The organism is Enterobacter chengduensis (genome assembly GCF_001984825.2).
In the GTDB taxonomy this organism is placed as follows: domain Bacteria; phylum Pseudomonadota; class Gammaproteobacteria; order Enterobacterales; family Enterobacteriaceae; genus Enterobacter; species Enterobacter chengduensis.
In genome coordinates this window covers 3,520,118-3,535,216 of sequence record NZ_CP043318.1, presented here as the reverse complement: position 1 = coordinate 3,535,216, position 15,099 = coordinate 3,520,118, and the positions used below count along the sequence as shown (strand labels likewise).

The window sequence follows — 15,099 nt, the reverse complement described above, 5'->3', positions numbered from 1 at the left end:
CTCGAGAGAAATGCTGGCCTTTTAATCGTTATCGGCATCCTGAGGGAAAAGTGAAGGGCTAAACGCTGACCTGAGCGAAATCTTCGGCCAGCTCACATTCCGGGAACAATGCGCGGCACTCTGCCAGCAGGCTTTCGCACCCCCGCGCGTCGTAGCGCGAGCTGACGTGGGTGATAATGAGCCTCCCGACGCCCGCGTCACGGGCAAGCTGCGCCGCCTGGCGCGTGGAGCTATGGCCCCGGCTGTTGGCTTTCTCTTCCATTGCCGTTTCAAGCGTTGCTTCATGCACCATCACGTCCACGCCCCGGGCAAGCTCGAGCGCCGCCGGGCACGGGGCCGTATCGCCAAAAATCGCCAGCTTTTTGCCGGGCTGCGGGGCGGCGAGATAGTCCTGACCGTTGATGACGCGCCCGTCCTCCAGCGTGACGGTCTCGCCGTGCTTCAGGCGCTGGAACAGCGGCCCGGGTTTTACGCCATCGGCCATCAGCGCGGCGGCGTCCAGCGCGCCGGGCTTGTCATGCGCGTCAATACGGTAGCCATAGCACTCCACCGGATGATTGAGCGGCCGAGCGCTGACGTTAAAGTCACCGTCATCGAAAACCAGGCCTTCGGTAATCTCTACGATTTCCAGCGGATAATCTGTCCACGAGCCGCTGAGGCGCAGCGTGGTTTCAACAAATTCCCGGACTCCCGCTGGCCCGTAAATCGTCAGCGGATTGGGGTTACCGGCCATCGAGCGGCTGCACAGCAGGCCGGGAAGGCCAAACAGATGGTCGCCGTGAAGATGGGTGATAAAAATTTTATCCAGCTTGCCGGGATGGTAAGCGGTATGCAGCAGCTGATGCTGCGTTCCTTCACCGCAGTCAAACAGCCACAGCCCGCCGCGGGTGGGGTGCTTAAGATCCAATAGGATCGCCGTCACGTTTCGTGAGCGGGTTGGCACGCCAGCGGACGTGCCCAGAAAAATCAGTTCCATAACGCAATCAGCCCTTTGCCGAACGGGGAGGGGTTTAGTATAACGTGATGAACCCCAGGAAGGAGACCGACATGATCCAGTGGCAAGATTTACACCATAGTGACCTCACCGTTCATTCACTTTACGCCCTGCTGAAGCTGCGCTGCGAAGTGTTCGTGGTTGAACAGACCTGCCCGTATCAGGACATCGACGGCGACGATCTGGTCGGCGAGAACCGACATATCCTCGGCTGGCGGAATAACGAGCTGGTGGCGTATGCGAGGATTCTGAAAAGCGAAGACGAATTCGAGCCCGTCGTGATTGGTCGGGTCATCATCAGCGGCAACGCGCGCGGTGAAAAACTCGGCTTTCAGCTGATGGAGAAAACCCTGGAAACCTGCCAAAAAATGTGGCCGGACAAGGCGTTATACCTTGGCGCGCAGGCGCATCTGCAGTCGTTCTATGCGCACTTTGGCTTCACGCCGGTAACGGAAGTGTACGACGAAGACGGCATTCCCCACATCGGCATGGCGCGGGAAGCGAAGCAGGCGTAATGGCGCGTCGTTGGCTATAGTTAGCGGACTGGTGCACTAACATGGAGAAAAATATGTCATTTCAATCCTGGGATACCCGTATCGACGACGACCTGGCCTTGCTGAGCGAAACGCTGGAAGAGGTGTTACGTTCCTCGGGCGACCCTGCCGATCAGAAATATATTGAGCTAAAAGCCCGTGCGGAACAGGCGCTGCATGAAGTGAAAAACCGCGTCAGCCATGCGTCGGACACCTACTACTATCGCGCTAAAAAAGCGGTGTATCGTGCCGATGATTACGTGCATGAGAAACCGTGGCAGGGTATCGGCGTGGGGGCTGCCGTAGGGCTGGTGCTGGGCCTGCTCTTAGCCCGTCGTTAACAGCGTTTTGAACGGTTAACCACTCCCTATACGTGGGTACTGATATTTCTTATGGTACCCCGTATAATATGCGGTTTTAACAGGGAGAGGTTCGCGTGAATTCGATTTTCCTCGCGCTGGAGCAACTGCGTACCCAGCTTACGCAAGCGTTACCCGCAGCACCCGGCCTGCGTCATTTCGACGTCACTTTCCCGTTAAACGACGCCTTCGATCCCCTTGCCTGGCTGGGCGCGCAGCAGTGCTACCCGCAGTTTTACTGGCAGCAGCGTAACGGCGACGAAGAGCTGGCCGCGCTGGGAGCCGTTGCCCACTTTTCCTCTCTTGCATTAGCCTGCCAGTTTTTACGTGACCAAAACGCGCCGGATGATACCCGTATCTGCGGTCTGAACGCCTTTAACCCGGAGCAGGGCAGCCTCTTTTTACCGCGACTGCTCTGGCGACGCACCGCCGGTAACGCCACGCTGCGCCTGCAGCTGTGGGGCAATAGCTCGCTTCAGGATGATGCCCGCGCCGCGCAGGTATTCTTACAGCAGCTGCTTGCGGCCAAACCGATCCGTCCGCTGTCCGTGCAGGTAGAGCATGAAACGCATCTGCCGCAAAAATCGGCTTGGCTGAGTCTTATCAACAAGGCGACAGAGACTATCGCGCACGGCGATTTCGAAAAGGTGGTCCTCGCCCGGGCCACCGATCTGCAGTGTAAACAGCGCGTTAACCCTGTCGCGCTGATGGCCGCCAGCCGCGCCCTGAATTTCAACTGCTATCATTTCTGCATGGTATTCGATGCCAGCAACGCGTTTCTCGGCTCCACGCCCGAGCGTCTCTGGCGGCGGCGCGGCGCGCTGCTGCGCACGGAAGCGCTGGCGGGTACCGTTGCCAGCCATGCGGACGATAGCCAGGCGCAGCGCCTGGGCGAGTGGCTCCTGAACGATGATAAAAACCAGCGTGAAAATATGCTGGTCGTGGAGGATATCTGCCAGCGTCTTCAGCACCATACCCAGACGCTTGAGGTGCTGCCTGCGCAGGTCGTCCGCCTGCGTAAAGTCCAGCACTTACGACGCTGTATCTGGACCGAGTTAAAACAGGCGGACGACGCGCTGTGCCTGCACGTGCTCCAGCCTACGGCCGCCGTTGCCGGGCTCCCGCGCCAGCCCGCGCGCGAGTTTATCCAGGCCGTAGAGCCGTTTAACCGGGAATGGTACGCCGGTTCGGTCGGGTATTTATCCCCCGAACAGAGCGAGTTCTGCGTGGCGCTGCGCTCCGCGCGCGTTCGGGAAGACTCCCTGCGCCTCTATGCTGGCGCCGGTATTGTCAGCGGGTCCGATCCGGAGCAGGAGTGGCAGGAGATAGAAAATAAAGCGGCCGGATTGCGCTCTCTGCTCCTAAGGGATTAATACTGAATCGCGCAATCCCGATTCATATCAAAATTCCATTTTTTTCTATTATTTATACTGTGTCGCATTCTTGATACCGGACAATCTCATGTCAGTAAGTTCTTTTAACCGACGCTGGGCGGCGGTGATCCTTGAAGCCCTGACCCGCCACGGCGTCAGGCACGTGTGTATTGCACCGGGTTCTCGTTCAACGCCGCTGACGCTGGCGGCCGCCGACAACCGGGCGTTGATTCACCACACCCACTTTGATGAGCGCGGTCTCGGCCACCTGGCGCTCGGGCTGGCAAAGGTCAGCAAAGCGCCCGTGGCGGTGATCGTCACCTCCGGTACCGCCGTGGCGAACCTCTATCCGGCCCTGATTGAAGCCGGGTTAACCGGTGAAAAACTGATCCTGCTGACGGCCGACCGTCCTCCTGAACTGATCGACTGCGGCGCCAATCAGGCCATTCGCCAGCCGGGGATCTTTTCTTCGCACCCTTCGCAGACGGTGTCGTTACCGCGTCCTACTCAGGATATTCCGGCAGGCTGGCTGGTCTCCACCGTCGATCACGCCATGGAGACACTGCGCAGCGGGGCGCTGCACATCAACTGCCCGTTTGCCGAGCCGCTCTACGGTGAGCTGGACGACACCGGTCTTGACTGGCAGCAGACGCTAGGCGACTGGTGGCAGAGTGAAAAACCGTGGCTGCGCGAACAGACGCACCTTGAGAGCGCGAAACAGCGCGACTGGTTCTTCTGGCGGCAGAAGCGCGGCGTGGTTATTGCCGGGCGCATGAGCGCCGCCGAAGGCAGGCGGGTCGCCGAATGGGCGCAAACCCTCGGCTGGCCGCTAATAGGCGACGTGCTTTCCCAGACCGGTCAGCCGCTGCCGTGCGCCGACCTCTGGCTCGGCAATGCGAAGGCGGTCACCGAGCTTTCACAGGCGCAGATTGTGGTCCAGCTTGGATCGAGTTTGACCGGCAAACGTCTGCTGCAGTGGCAGGCGACCTGCACGCCGGAAGAGTACTGGCTGGTCGACCCGCTGGAAGGGCGGCTTGACCCGGCGCACCATCGCGGTCGTCGTCTGGTGAGCGGCATTGAGAGCTGGCTGGACCTGCATCCGGCGGAAAAACGTCAACCCTGGGCGGTGGCGATCCCGGACCTGTCGCGCCAGGCCTGGGAAATCACCAAAGCGCACTGTGAGACCTTCAGCGAAGCCGGGCTGGCGCACCGAATTCGCCAGTATCTGCCTGAACAGGGGCAGCTGTTTGTCGGCAACAGCCTGGTCGTACGTCTGATTGATGCCTTTTCGAAGCTGCCCGCAGGCTACCCGGTTTACAGCAACCGCGGCGCCAGCGGCATCGACGGGCTGATCTCCACCGCGGCGGGCGTGCAGCGCGCCAGCGCGAAATCGACGCTGGCTATCGTGGGCGATCTCTCCGCGCTCTACGATCTCAACGCGCTGGCGCTGCTGCGCCAGGCTTCCGCGCCGTTTGTGCTGATTGTCGTGAATAACAACGGCGGACAGATTTTCTCCCTGCTGCCAACGCCCCAGAGCGAGCGCGAGCGCTTCTATCTGATGCCGCAGAACGTGCAGTTCGAACACGCCGCGGCGATGTTCAGCCTGAAATACCATCGCCCGGAGAGCTGGGAACAGCTGGACGTGGCGCTAAGCAATGCCTGGAAGCAGCCGGGCGCGACGCTGATCGAGCTGGTGGTGAACGATGCCGACGGGGCGCATGCCCTGCAAAGCCTGCTGGCGCAGGTGAGCCAGCTGTGATCCTCTCCGGCGTGCAGCAGGCCGGAAAGCCAGGCTACCCCTGGCTGGTCTTTTTGCACGGTTTTTCCGGAGATTGCCGCGAGTGGCAGCCCGTTGGCGAGACGCTGAGCGACTATCCCCGACTCTATCTTGACCTGCCCGGGCACGGCGGATCCTGCAAGATAAGCGTGGCGGGGTTCGAAGAGATGAGCGCGCTGCTCGCCCAAACCCTGCTTAGTTACAACATACTGAGCTTCTGGCTCGTCGGGTACTCCCTCGGCGGCCGCATTGCGATGTTTCATGCCTGCCAGCGGCCAAAGGGTCTGCTGGGCGTGGCGGTAGAAGGCGGACATCCGGGCCTGCAGGATGCCGGGGCGCGACAGGCGCGGCGGGCATCCGACCGCCGCTGGGCAGAACGTTTTCGCCGCGAACCGCTGGAGAACGTGTTCAGTGACTGGTATCGCCAGCCCGTGTTCGCCTCCCTCACGGACGCCCAGCGCGACGCGCTGATTACCCTGCGCAGCCAGAACAGCGGCGCGGCGCTGGCGAAAATGCTTGAGGCAACCTCGCTGGCCGTGCAGCCCGACCTGCGTGCCGCGCTCGGCGCACGCGATTTCTCTTTGGATTATCTCTATGGCGAACGTGATGAGAAGTTCGCGGCCCTTGCCGCCGAGCTGAACGCCGCTCGCCATGCAATTCCCAACGCCGGACACAACGCCCACCGGGAAAACCCCGATGCGGTTGCGGCGAGTCTGGCTCAGATACTGCGTCTTCGAACAAAGGACACTCTATGATCTATCCTGATGAAAACATGCTTTATGCCCCGGTTGAATGGCAAGACTGCTCCGAAGGCTACACCGACATTCGTTACCACAAATCCACCGACGGCATTGCCAAAATCACCATTAACCGCCCGCAGGTGCGTAACGCCTTTCGTCCGCTGACGGTGAAAGAGATGATTCAGGCCCTGGCGGATGCGCGCTACGACGACAATATCGGCGTGATTGTCCTGACCGGCGAAGGCGATAAAGCGTTCTGCTCCGGCGGGGATCAGAAGGTGCGAGGCGACTACGGCGGATACCAGGACGATGCGGGCACGCACCATCTGAACGTCCTCGATTTCCAGCGTCAAATCCGCACCTGTCCAAAACCGGTGGTGGCGATGGTAGCGGGCTACTCCATCGGCGGCGGCCACGTGCTGCACATGATGTGCGACCTGACCATTGCCGCCGAGAACGCCATCTTTGGCCAGACGGGTCCGAAAGTGGGCTCCTTCGACGGCGGCTGGGGCGCTTCCTACATGGCGCGCATCGTCGGGCAGAAAAAAGCGCGTGAAATCTGGTTCCTGTGCCGTCAGTACAACGCCCGGGAAGCGCTGGATATGGGCCTGGTCAATACCGTGGTCCCGATTGCCGATCTCGAAAAAGAGACCGTCCGCTGGTGCCGTGAAATGCTGCAAAACAGCCCGATGGCGCTGCGCTGCCTGAAGGCCGCGCTCAACGCCGACTGCGACGGCCAGGCGGGTCTGCAGGAGCTGGCGGGCAACGCCACCATGCTGTTCTACATGACCGAAGAGGGTCAGGAAGGGCGCAACGCGTTTAACGAAAAACGCCAGCCGGACTTCAGCAAATACAAACGGAACCCGTAATGCGTCGCGCGCAGGTTTACCGCTGGCAGATACCGATGGACGCGGGCGTGGTGCTGCGTGAACGGCGGTTGAAAACCCGTGACGGCTTCTTCGTGCATCTCCAGCAGGGCGAGCGGGAAGGCTGGGGCGAGATTTCACCGCTGCCGGGCTTTAGCCTGGAGTCGCTGGATGACGCCCAGGCCGCGCTGCTGGCGTGGGCAGACGCGTGGCGCGAAGGTGCGGATCCGGCTTTGCCGGACGTGCCGTCCGCGGCTTTTGGTATCAGCTGCGCGCTGGCGGAGCTGGACGGTAGCCTGCCGGAAGAGGCTAACTACCGCGCGGCACCGCTCTGCACGGGCGATCCTGACGAGCTGTTTGCGCTGCTCTCCGCCATGCCGGGCGAGAAGGTGGCGAAAATTAAGGTCGGGCTCTACGAAGCGGTGCGCGACGGCATGGTCGCCAACCTGCTGCTGGAGGCGATCCCCGACCTTCATCTCCGTCTGGACGCCAACCGCGCCTGGACGCCGCTTAAGGCGCAGCAGTTTGCGAAATACGTCAATCCGGCGTACCGCAGCCGCATTGCCTTCCTGGAAGAGCCGTGTAAAACCCGCGATGATTCTCGCGCGTTTGCCCGCGAAACGGGGATTGCCATCGCCTGGGATGAAAGCCTGCGCGAGGACGATTTTGAATTTATTGCCGAGTCGGGCGTCAGCGCGGTGGTGATTAAACCGACGCTGACCGGCAGCCTGGCGAAGGTCCGCGAGCAGGTTGCCGCGGCGCATGCGCTGGGTCTGACGGCGGTGATTAGCTCGTCGATTGAGTCCAGCCTTGGGCTGACCCAGCTGGCGCGCATTGCCGCCTGGCTAACGCCGGATACCCTTCCCGGCCTCGACACGCTGAGCCTGATGCAGGCGCAGCTTATCCGCCCGTGGCCGGACAGCACGCTGCCGTGCCTTAACGTCGCGGCGCTGGAGCCGCTGCGATGAGCTTTACCGACTGGCCGTGGCGGCACTGGCGCGCGCAGTGTGCTGATAAACCGGCCCTGAGGCTGAACGACGAGGCGCTCAGCTGGCAGCAATTGTGCGCCCGCGTCGACCGCCTTGCGGCGGCATTTCACCGGCAGGGCGTGGCGGAGGGCAACGGCGTGCTGCTGCTGGCCCACAACCATCCGCAAACCCTGCTGGCGTGGCTGGCGCTGCTCCAGTGCGGCGCGCGTATTCTTCCCGTTAGTCCCCAGCTGCCGCGCCCGCTGCTGGAGGTGTTGCTCCCGCAGATGACGCTGCGCTTTGCGCTGGTGCTGGACGGCAGCTACGACGGACTTCCTGCCCTGAGCATGCGCGAGTCAGCCGATGCGTATTGCGCGGTGTGGCAACCGGCGCGGCTGGCCTCGATGACGCTCACCTCCGGCTCCACCGGGCTGCCGAAAGCGGCGGTCCATACCTGCGAGGCCCACCTTGCCAGCGCGCGCGGCGTGTTGTCGCTGATGCCCTACGGCGAAGACGACGACTGGCTGCTTTCACTGCCGCTGTTTCACGTTTCCGGCCAGGGGATTTTATGGCGCTGGCTGCAGGCCGGCGCGCGGTTAACCGTGCGCGAGAAGCAGCCTCTGGAGCAGGCGCTGTGCGGCTGCACCCACGCCTCGCTGGTGCCGACCCAGCTCTGGCGTCTGCTTCATGCCCACCAGCCCGTCGCACTGAAAGCGGTGCTGCTGGGCGGGGCCGCCATCCCTGTCGAGTTGACGCAGCAGGCGCGCGAGCAGGGGATTCGCACCTTCTGCGGCTACGGTCTGACCGAGTTTGCCTCTACCGTCTGCGCGAAAGAGGCGGACGGCGAGCCGGACGTGGGCTATGCGCTGCCGGGCAGAGAGGTGCAGGTCGTCGACGGGGAGGTGTGGATCAGGGCGCAGAGCATGGCCTCAGGCTACTGGCGAGAGGGCGATCTGATTCCGCTGACCAACGCCCAGGGCTGGTTCGCCACCCGCGATCGCGGGGAATGGCATGAAGGTCGCCTGACGATCCTGGGCCGCATGGACAACCTCTTTTTTAGCGGCGGCGAAGGGATCCAGCCGGAATCGCTGGAGCGCGTTATCGCCACGCACCCGCAGGTTAACCAGGCGTTTATCGTCCCGCTGGACGACGCCGAGTTCGGCCAACGTCCGGTGGCGGTGGTGGAGTGCGAGCCGGGGGCGGATATCACCTGCTTACCTGACTGGGTGAGGGACAAGCTGGCGCGTTTTGAGCAGCCCGTCCGCTGGCTGCTGTTGCCGACCGAACTCAAAAATGGCGGCATTAAGGTCTCGCGCCGCGCGCTGCAGGCGTGGGTGAACGCAACGCTGAAGGGATAATAGCCGTTTCAAATAGTTACAATCTACCGGCCTGCCGCACGCAGAGTGCTTGATCCCCGGAGGACCCAGGTTAAAATCTCGCGGTTTTGGGACTTCTCTATAAAAATTGTGCGGGATCACGACAATGAAAAAAGTGGCATTACTGGGCTTAGGCCTGATGGTTGTATCTGCGGCGGCTAACGCCATCAGCTTTAACGGCTCGGCGGGTCAGGATTATACCCACCTGGGCTTTGGCATGGGGACCGAAACCTCCGGTCTGGCAATGACCGGCGGCTGGACGCATAACGATGACGATGGCGACGCGGCCAGCCTCGGCCTGGGTCTGAACGTGCCGCTTGGCCCATTCCTGGCCACCGTCGGCGGTAAAGGGGTTTACACCAACCCGAACGACGGTAGCGAAGGCTACGCGGCGGCAGTGGGCGGCGGCCTGCAGTGGAAGATTGGCGACAGCTTCGGCCTGTTTGGCGAGTACTACTACTCTCCGGACTCCCTCTCCAGCGGTATCGACAGCTATGAAGAGGCCAACGCGGGCGCGCGCTGGACCATCATGCGTCCTGTTACCATCGAAGCGGGCTATCGCTATCTGAACCTGGCGGGCAAAGACGGTAACCGCGACAACGCGCTGGCCGACGGTCCGTACGTTGGCGTAAGCGCTGGCTTCTAAGCACCCCGGCGCGGCGTTCCGTCGCGCCAGTTTCTCTCTTCTCCCTTCCGCGTTTGCGCTATAGTGTTTTCACCAAATAAGCGGGAGAACACAATGATTAACGTGGAGATGTTATCCACCGGTGACGAAGTGCTGCATGGACAAATTATTGATACCAATGCGGCCTGGCTTGCCGATCTTTTCTTTGAGCAAGGATTACCGTTAACGCGCCGCAATACGGTGGGCGACAATCTTGAGTCGCTGGTCAGCGTGCTGCGCGAGCGGAGCGAACAGTGTGACGTGCTGATTGTGAACGGCGGGCTCGGCCCCACCGGTGACGATCTCAGCGCGCTGGCCGCCGCAACCGCAAAAGGCGAAGGGCTGGTGCTGCACGAGGCGTGGCTTTCGCAGATGGAACGCTTTTTCTCCGAGCGTGGCCGCGTCATGGCCCCCAGCAACCGCAAGCAGGCTGAAATTCCCGCCAGCGCCGAGCTGGTCGATAACCCGGTCGGTACCGCGTGCGGGTTTGCCATGCAGCTGAACCGCTGCCTGATGTTCTTTACCCCGGGCGTGCCCTCAGAATTTAAGGTGATGGTCGAGCAGCAGATCCTGCCGCGCCTTCGCGATCGTTTTACCCTGCCGGAACCGCCGCTCTGCCTGCGTCTGACCACCTTTGGCCGCTCGGAAAGCGATCTGGCCCAGAGCCTCGATCGCCTCCCGCTGCCGCCGGGCGTCTCCATGGGCTACCGCTCCTCTATGCCGATCATTGAGCTTAAGCTCACAGGCCCGGCCGAACAGAAAGCGGCGATGCTGGCCCTGTGGCCTGAGGTGCAGCGCGTGGCGGGCGAAAGCCTGATCTTTGAAGGGACGGAAGGATTGCCCGCGCAGATTGCGACGCATCTCCAGACTCGCCAGCTGAGCGTCACCTTAAGCGAGCAGTTCACCGGCGGCCTGCTGGCGCTGCAGCTGTCGCGCGTCAACGCGCCGCTGCTGGCAAGCGAGGTGGTGCCGTTCCAGCAGGAGACCCTCGCGCAGACCGCCCGCTGGGCCTCCGAGAGAAGGGTGAAGCATTTTGCCGGTCTGGCGCTGTTTGTCGGCGGGCTGGACGAAGAACATCTCAACTTCGCGCTGGCCACGCCGGAAGGCACCTGGGCGCTGCGGGTAAAAATGAGCATTACCCGCCACAGCCTGGCGGTGCGTCAGGAGGTTTGCGCCATGATGGCGCTGAACATGCTGCGCCGCTGGCTGAACGGCAAAGAGGTGGCCAGCGAGCACGGCTGGATTAACGTTGTCGAGTCGCTGTTCGTTGAGTAACGCCTGTGCCGGGGCCTTGCGCCCCGGCCATATTCAGCCCAGCGCTTTCGCCAGTAGGGTAATCGGATGTTCGCAGCGCTTGCTGGTGGACATCTCAATCTGCCACCTGCAGGTTTCGCAGTCCGTCACCACGATATCCGCGCCGCTCTCTTCAATCTGGCGGAACAGCGGGGCGCCAATCGCCTGCGACGTTTCGTAGTTTTCACGCTTAAAGCCGTAGGTTCCCGCAATCCCGCAGCAGCGTGAGTCCAGCACCGTCAGCTCCAGGCCCGGGATTAGCCGCAGCAGCTCAAGCGTATAGAGCGACCAGCCCATCTTCTCCATATGACACGGCGTGTGGTACACCACTTTCAGGGGTAATTTGCCCAGCGGCAACGTCTGTCCGCTATCGAGCTTGCGCCACAGGAAGCGCGTCGCCAGCTCGATGTGCTCGCGCAGGCCGGTATTATCTACGTCCAGCAGATGCGGATACTCATCGCGCAGGGTGAAGGTACAGGTGGACGAGGTCGCCAGCACCGGAATACCTTTATCGACAATCGCTTCGCGCAGGGAGGTGACATTGCTTTGAGCCTGCCTGCGCGCTTTATCGGTAAACCCGTTGGCAATCAGCGGTACGCCGCAGCACTTCTCTTTATTCAGTAGCTGAACGCCCGTTCCCATGGCGTTCAGCACCTTCAGCAGATCTTTTCCCAGCTGCGGATGGTTGTAATTCACGTAGCAGCCGTGGAAAAAGGCCACCTGGTCGGCATACTTCGCCTGCTCCGCCGCGACGGATTTGTACCAGCGGCGGAAGGTGCCGTGAGAATATTTTGGCAGGCTGCGGTGATGATCTATCTTCAGCGTGGCATCCAGCAGCTGGCGCACCGGCCTGAGTGCGGTCGCGGCATTCACCAGCGGGGCAAACGGCGTTGAGACGCTGCCCATCAGATCGGTATGGCTCAGGATCGCGTCCCGCAGCGACGGCTTTTGCGTGCCGTAGCGCGCCCGGGCGCGCTGGATGATATCGCCGATTTTCACATCCGACGGGCAGGCGACTTCGCAGCGTTTGCAGTTGATGCAGTATTTCAGCGCCTCGTCGTACAGCTTGCCGTCCTTCAGCCGCAGACGCTCGCCGTCAGGGCCAGCCTGCTTTGGCCCCGGATAGCGCGGGTTCACGCCGCTTACCGGGCAGACGGTGGTACAGACCGTGCATTTAATGCAGCTTTCAAATCGGGTGTCGTTCATTGTTCAGCCTCCATGCGCCGGCTAATCTGCTCTGCCACATACAGCGCCGTGACGGCGCAGACCCCGCAACCGCATCCCTGGGCAATGGGATCGTACCCGCCCAGCAGCGAGCCGATGGCAAAGAGATTTTTGACGGGCTTGCCGGAAAGCTGCGGATGCAGCCGGCTGTCGACAATTACGCCAAACTGCTGCCACGGCTGCGGCGAGAAGAAATCACTCTGATACCAGTCCGCGCGGGAGGCGCCTTGCCGGACATCGAGCCCCATAATGGCTTCCCGGATGCCTTCCCGGCTGCTCAGCAGCCCGTTGCTGAAGAAGCTGCCGCTTGCCAGCACCGTATAGCGGGCGCGCAGCGGAATATCACCGTGGTTGCGGGTCCAGATTTCACTCACCGCGCCGTCGGTCAGGGTGACTTTTTTTACCTCGTCACCCGCCATCCACACGCCGCCCTGCGCCACAAACTGACGCTGAAGCTGGGTATGCAGGCGAATGCCGGGGACGGAAGGGGGCAGCGTGGGCAGCAGGCCGAGCGAGCAGGGCAGGCGGTCCGACAGCCAGCGCCAGAGCCGGTTGTCGCGTAAGCCAAAGCAGGCGGGCATCAGCAGCGCGTCGCACCTCTCGCCGATTGGCCTGAGCGCGTCGTACAGCAGCGGCCATTTGTCCTCGTTATCCAGAAAGCGGGCGATATTCACCGCGCGAAACTCGCTCGGGTTATCGCGCAGAACATCAAGTTCGGGCAGCTCTATCTCTGCCGTTTCGGCGTTAACGCCCTGGCGACAGAGCGACGCCGCCGCGAGATGCGGCTGAAAATCCAGAAAGCCGCTAATGCCCACCACCCGCACGCGAGCGGCAGTGAAGGGGGCAACGGGCACTTCTTCCGGGCTGAGCCAGGCGGAACGCAGGGTGCCGAGCGGCGTGACGCGCTGATGATTGAGCCGGGCGCTTCCCTTCAGGCGTGCGCCGCAGTCTGCTAGCAGCGCTTCGGTTTCCAGCGCAAAGCGGTCAATATGCTGCGCGCCAATCAGGTGATACGGGTGCTCCGGCGGCAGTTTGTCGCGGTAGGCTTCGTCCACCAGATCCAGCGAGCCTGACGAGAAGTGCAGGGCGCTCTGGCCCCGGGTGATAATGGCGCAGCGCAGACCCTGCTTCGTGAGCCTGATGCCGCAAAGCAGGCCCGCCAGCCCGCCGCCGACAATCACGGTGTCAAATTTCATCGCGTTGCTCCTTCTCAAGACCGCAAAGCCCCTGGTATACCCAGCGGGTAAACTCGCTTTCGCGCAGGGCATCGCCCCAGGCGACAGGCTGAATGCCTTTCCAGCGCTCGTTTAAAAAGGCGCTGAGCTGATCGAGCGACTGGGTGGCGGTGGTGGTATGAAAACGCTGCAGCAGACCCGACGCACGGCAGGCGCAGAGCTCGCCCTGGCAGGTGCCCATGCCGACGCGGGTGCGGCGGCGGAGATCGAGCAGGCTGGTGACCGTCAGGTTCTCCACCGCGTACTGCACCTCACCGGCGGTGACGGCTTCGCACTCGCACACCAGGCTGCGGCTCAGCCGGCCTTCTCCAAGCCAGACCGGCGTTCTGTCGCCGTGGCGGTAAATCGCGGATCCGCGCAGCGGCGCGGGCAGGGAGATAATTTTTTGCAGCGTTTTTTCCGTGGACTGACGCGATCCCGGCAGGGGCTGTTCTGCCGTCACGCACGGCTCGGTATTGCCCAGCTTGCGGCAAACGGCATCGGTCGCCCATTCGGCCATCAGGCGGTAGGTCATCAGCTTGCCGCCGGTGATGGTGATAAACCCGTCCATGCCGTCGCGCTCGGCGTGATCGAGCAGCACGATGCCCCGACTGACGTTACGTCCGCTCGGATCGTTGTCGCTGGCGACCAGCGGACGCACGCCCGCGTAGGCGCGCAGAATGCGCGTCTGGGCCATCACCGGGGCCAGCTTCTCGCCTTCACGCAGCAGAATATCCACCTCTTCGGCGGTCACGCGGTTGTAGTCAATCTCGCTGTAGTCCACGTGGGTGGAGGTCGTGCCGATCAGCGAAATAGTATCGCCCGGCACGAGGATATCGGCGTCGGAGGGTTTGCGGCAGCGGTTGATGACGTGGTTATTGATACGGTGGTCGAGGATCAGCAGCGAGCCTTTCGCCGGGAACATGCGCACCTGCAGGTCGGCGTATTCCGCGATGCGCTGCCCCCAGATCCCCGCGGCATTAATGACCACGGAGGCATACAGCTCGCCGTGTTCATGGTATTGCGTGTCAAACACCCGCACGCCGCAGACGCGATGGCCTTCGCGGATAAGCCCGGTCACTTCGTGCCCGGTCAGGATATGCCCGCCGTGCTCGCGGGCGTCCAGCATATTGGCGGCGGTCAGGCGGAACGGATCGACGGTGCCGTCAGGGACTTTCACCGCGCCGATAAGCGCCGGGTTAACCGACGGTTCCAGCCGCCGCGCCAGCACCGGATCCATGGCCTCAGCCTGAATGCCCGCTGCGCTGCAGGCGGTAATAAAGGTGTCCTGAAAGGCGAGGTCATCTTCAGGAAGGGTAATAAAGAGGCCGTCGGTCGGCTCAATGCAGTGGCGGGCGATACGCTTGAGGATCTGGTTTTCGGCAATACATTCGCGCGCGGATTCACCGTCGGTCACCGCGTACCGAGCGCCGCTGTGCAGCAGGCCGTGGTTACGTCCGGTTGCGCCCGTGGCGATATCATGACGTTCCAGAAGCGTGACGCTTAAGCCGCGAAGGGCGCAATCGCGTGCGATCCCGGCGCCGGTTGCGCCACCGCCAATGATTATCACATCGCTGTAGCGAGGATCGTGACTGGTCATTGTTTACCCTCTATGTTCGTTTTTTTATCATTTAGCCATATTAATTTTGTGGTTTGTTTGATTTCGAACATAAACGCGCGTAATTCGAAAGTGAAACGTGATTTCATGCGCTTTTTTG

At 62.0% G+C, this 15,099-nt stretch carries 14 protein-coding genes; 10 read left to right on the top strand and 4 right to left on the bottom strand.

Features of this window, described 5'->3' with window-relative positions; translation table 11 throughout:
• Positions 1-58 precede the first annotated feature (58 nt).
• On the bottom strand, positions 59-976 hold the full coding sequence (rbn, locus tag FY206_RS17090; protein ID WP_032641951.1) for a ribonuclease BN: 918 nt from the start codon (positions 974-976) through the stop codon (positions 59-61).
• A 71-nt stretch (positions 977-1,047) separates the two neighbouring features.
• Between rbn and FY206_RS17085 the strand changes: the two genes are divergently transcribed.
• The 10 genes from FY206_RS17085 (at position 1,048) to FY206_RS17040 (ending at position 10,925) form a co-directional block, all read left to right on the top strand.
• Entirely contained in the window at positions 1,048-1,509 is a 462-nt protein-coding gene (locus FY206_RS17085) for a GNAT family N-acetyltransferase (RefSeq protein ID WP_032641949.1), read from the top strand.
• Between the two features lie 53 nt (positions 1,510-1,562).
• A complete protein-coding gene (elaB, locus tag FY206_RS17080; protein ID WP_008500219.1) occupies positions 1,563-1,868 on the top strand; it encodes a stress response protein ElaB in 306 nt (101 codons plus the stop codon).
• Between the two features lie 95 nt (positions 1,869-1,963).
• Positions 1,964-3,259 (top strand): isochorismate synthase MenF, encoded by a 1,296-nt coding sequence (menF, locus tag FY206_RS17075; protein WP_032641947.1) that lies wholly within the window; start codon positions 1,964-1,966, stop codon positions 3,257-3,259.
• An 88-nt stretch (positions 3,260-3,347) separates the two neighbouring features.
• Positions 3,348-5,018, top strand: coding sequence for a 2-succinyl-5-enolpyruvyl-6-hydroxy-3-cyclohexene-1-carboxylic-acid synthase (gene menD / locus FY206_RS17070; protein WP_032641945.1), 1,671 nt, complete (start codon positions 3,348-3,350; stop codon positions 5,016-5,018).
• Positions 5,015-5,791: a 2-succinyl-6-hydroxy-2,4-cyclohexadiene-1-carboxylate synthase gene (gene menH, locus FY206_RS17065; RefSeq protein ID WP_032641942.1), complete on the top strand. Its 777-nt coding sequence runs from the start codon at positions 5,015-5,017 to the stop codon at positions 5,789-5,791. The genes menD and menH overlap by 4 nt, the downstream gene beginning before the upstream one ends.
• Positions 5,788-6,645, top strand: coding sequence for a 1,4-dihydroxy-2-naphthoyl-CoA synthase (gene menB / locus FY206_RS17060; RefSeq protein ID WP_032641939.1), 858 nt, complete (start codon positions 5,788-5,790; stop codon positions 6,643-6,645). Before menH ends, menB begins: the two co-directional genes overlap by 4 nt.
• Positions 6,645-7,610 (top strand): o-succinylbenzoate synthase, encoded by a 966-nt coding sequence (menC, locus tag FY206_RS17055; RefSeq protein WP_032641937.1) that lies wholly within the window; start codon positions 6,645-6,647, stop codon positions 7,608-7,610. The genes menB and menC overlap by 1 nt, the downstream gene beginning before the upstream one ends.
• The gene (gene menE, locus FY206_RS17050; RefSeq protein ID WP_077064393.1) at positions 7,607-8,968 is read left to right on the top strand and encodes an o-succinylbenzoate--CoA ligase; all 1,362 of its coding nucleotides are present in this window, start codon (positions 7,607-7,609) and stop codon (positions 8,966-8,968) included. The genes menC and menE overlap by 4 nt, the downstream gene beginning before the upstream one ends.
• Before the next feature lie 124 nt (positions 8,969-9,092).
• Entirely contained in the window at positions 9,093-9,632 is a 540-nt protein-coding gene (locus FY206_RS17045) for a YfaZ family outer membrane protein (protein WP_032641931.1), read from the top strand.
• Between the two features lie 93 nt (positions 9,633-9,725).
• Positions 9,726-10,925: a nicotinamide mononucleotide deamidase-related protein YfaY gene (locus FY206_RS17040; protein WP_032641929.1), complete on the top strand. Its 1,200-nt coding sequence runs from the start codon at positions 9,726-9,728 to the stop codon at positions 10,923-10,925.
• Positions 10,926-10,958: 33 nt separating this feature from the next.
• Here FY206_RS17040 and glpC read toward each other — a convergent pair whose 3' ends face one another.
• From glpC to glpA, 3 genes are read right to left on the bottom strand one after another with little or no spacing between them, the layout of a single operon-like run.
• A complete protein-coding gene (gene glpC / locus FY206_RS17035; protein WP_032641926.1) occupies positions 10,959-12,149 on the bottom strand; it encodes an anaerobic glycerol-3-phosphate dehydrogenase subunit GlpC in 1,191 nt (396 codons plus the stop codon).
• Positions 12,146-13,363, bottom strand: coding sequence for a glycerol-3-phosphate dehydrogenase subunit GlpB (glpB, locus tag FY206_RS17030; protein WP_032641924.1), 1,218 nt, complete (start codon positions 13,361-13,363; stop codon positions 12,146-12,148). Before glpB ends, glpC begins: the two co-directional genes overlap by 4 nt.
• Positions 13,353-14,981: an anaerobic glycerol-3-phosphate dehydrogenase subunit A gene (gene glpA / locus FY206_RS17025; protein WP_032641922.1), complete on the bottom strand. Its 1,629-nt coding sequence runs from the start codon at positions 14,979-14,981 to the stop codon at positions 13,353-13,355. The genes glpB and glpA overlap by 11 nt, the downstream gene beginning before the upstream one ends.
• Positions 14,982-15,099 lie beyond the last annotated feature (118 nt).

Coding starts and splice junctions, on each gene's coding strand:
- rbn (WP_032641951.1), bottom strand. CDS start 976: ATGGAACTGATTTTTCTGGGCACGTCCGCTGGCGTGCCAACCCGCTCA.
- FY206_RS17085 (WP_032641949.1), top strand. CDS start 1,048: ATGATCCAGTGGCAAGATTTACACCATAGTGACCTCACCGTTCATTCA.
- elaB (WP_008500219.1), top strand. CDS start 1,563: ATGTCATTTCAATCCTGGGATACCCGTATCGACGACGACCTGGCCTTG.
- menD (WP_032641945.1), top strand. CDS start 3,348: ATGTCAGTAAGTTCTTTTAACCGACGCTGGGCGGCGGTGATCCTTGAA.
- menB (WP_032641939.1), top strand. CDS start 5,788: ATGATCTATCCTGATGAAAACATGCTTTATGCCCCGGTTGAATGGCAA.
- menC (WP_032641937.1), top strand. CDS start 6,645: ATGCGTCGCGCGCAGGTTTACCGCTGGCAGATACCGATGGACGCGGGC.
- menE (WP_077064393.1), top strand. CDS start 7,607: ATGAGCTTTACCGACTGGCCGTGGCGGCACTGGCGCGCGCAGTGTGCT.
- FY206_RS17045 (WP_032641931.1), top strand. CDS start 9,093: ATGAAAAAAGTGGCATTACTGGGCTTAGGCCTGATGGTTGTATCTGCG.
- FY206_RS17040 (WP_032641929.1), top strand. CDS start 9,726: ATGATTAACGTGGAGATGTTATCCACCGGTGACGAAGTGCTGCATGGA.
- glpC (WP_032641926.1), bottom strand. CDS start 12,149: ATGAACGACACCCGATTTGAAAGCTGCATTAAATGCACGGTCTGTACC.
- glpB (WP_032641924.1), bottom strand. CDS start 13,363: ATGAAATTTGACACCGTGATTGTCGGCGGCGGGCTGGCGGGCCTGCTT.
- glpA (WP_032641922.1), bottom strand. CDS start 14,981: ATGACCAGTCACGATCCTCGCTACAGCGATGTGATAATCATTGGCGGT.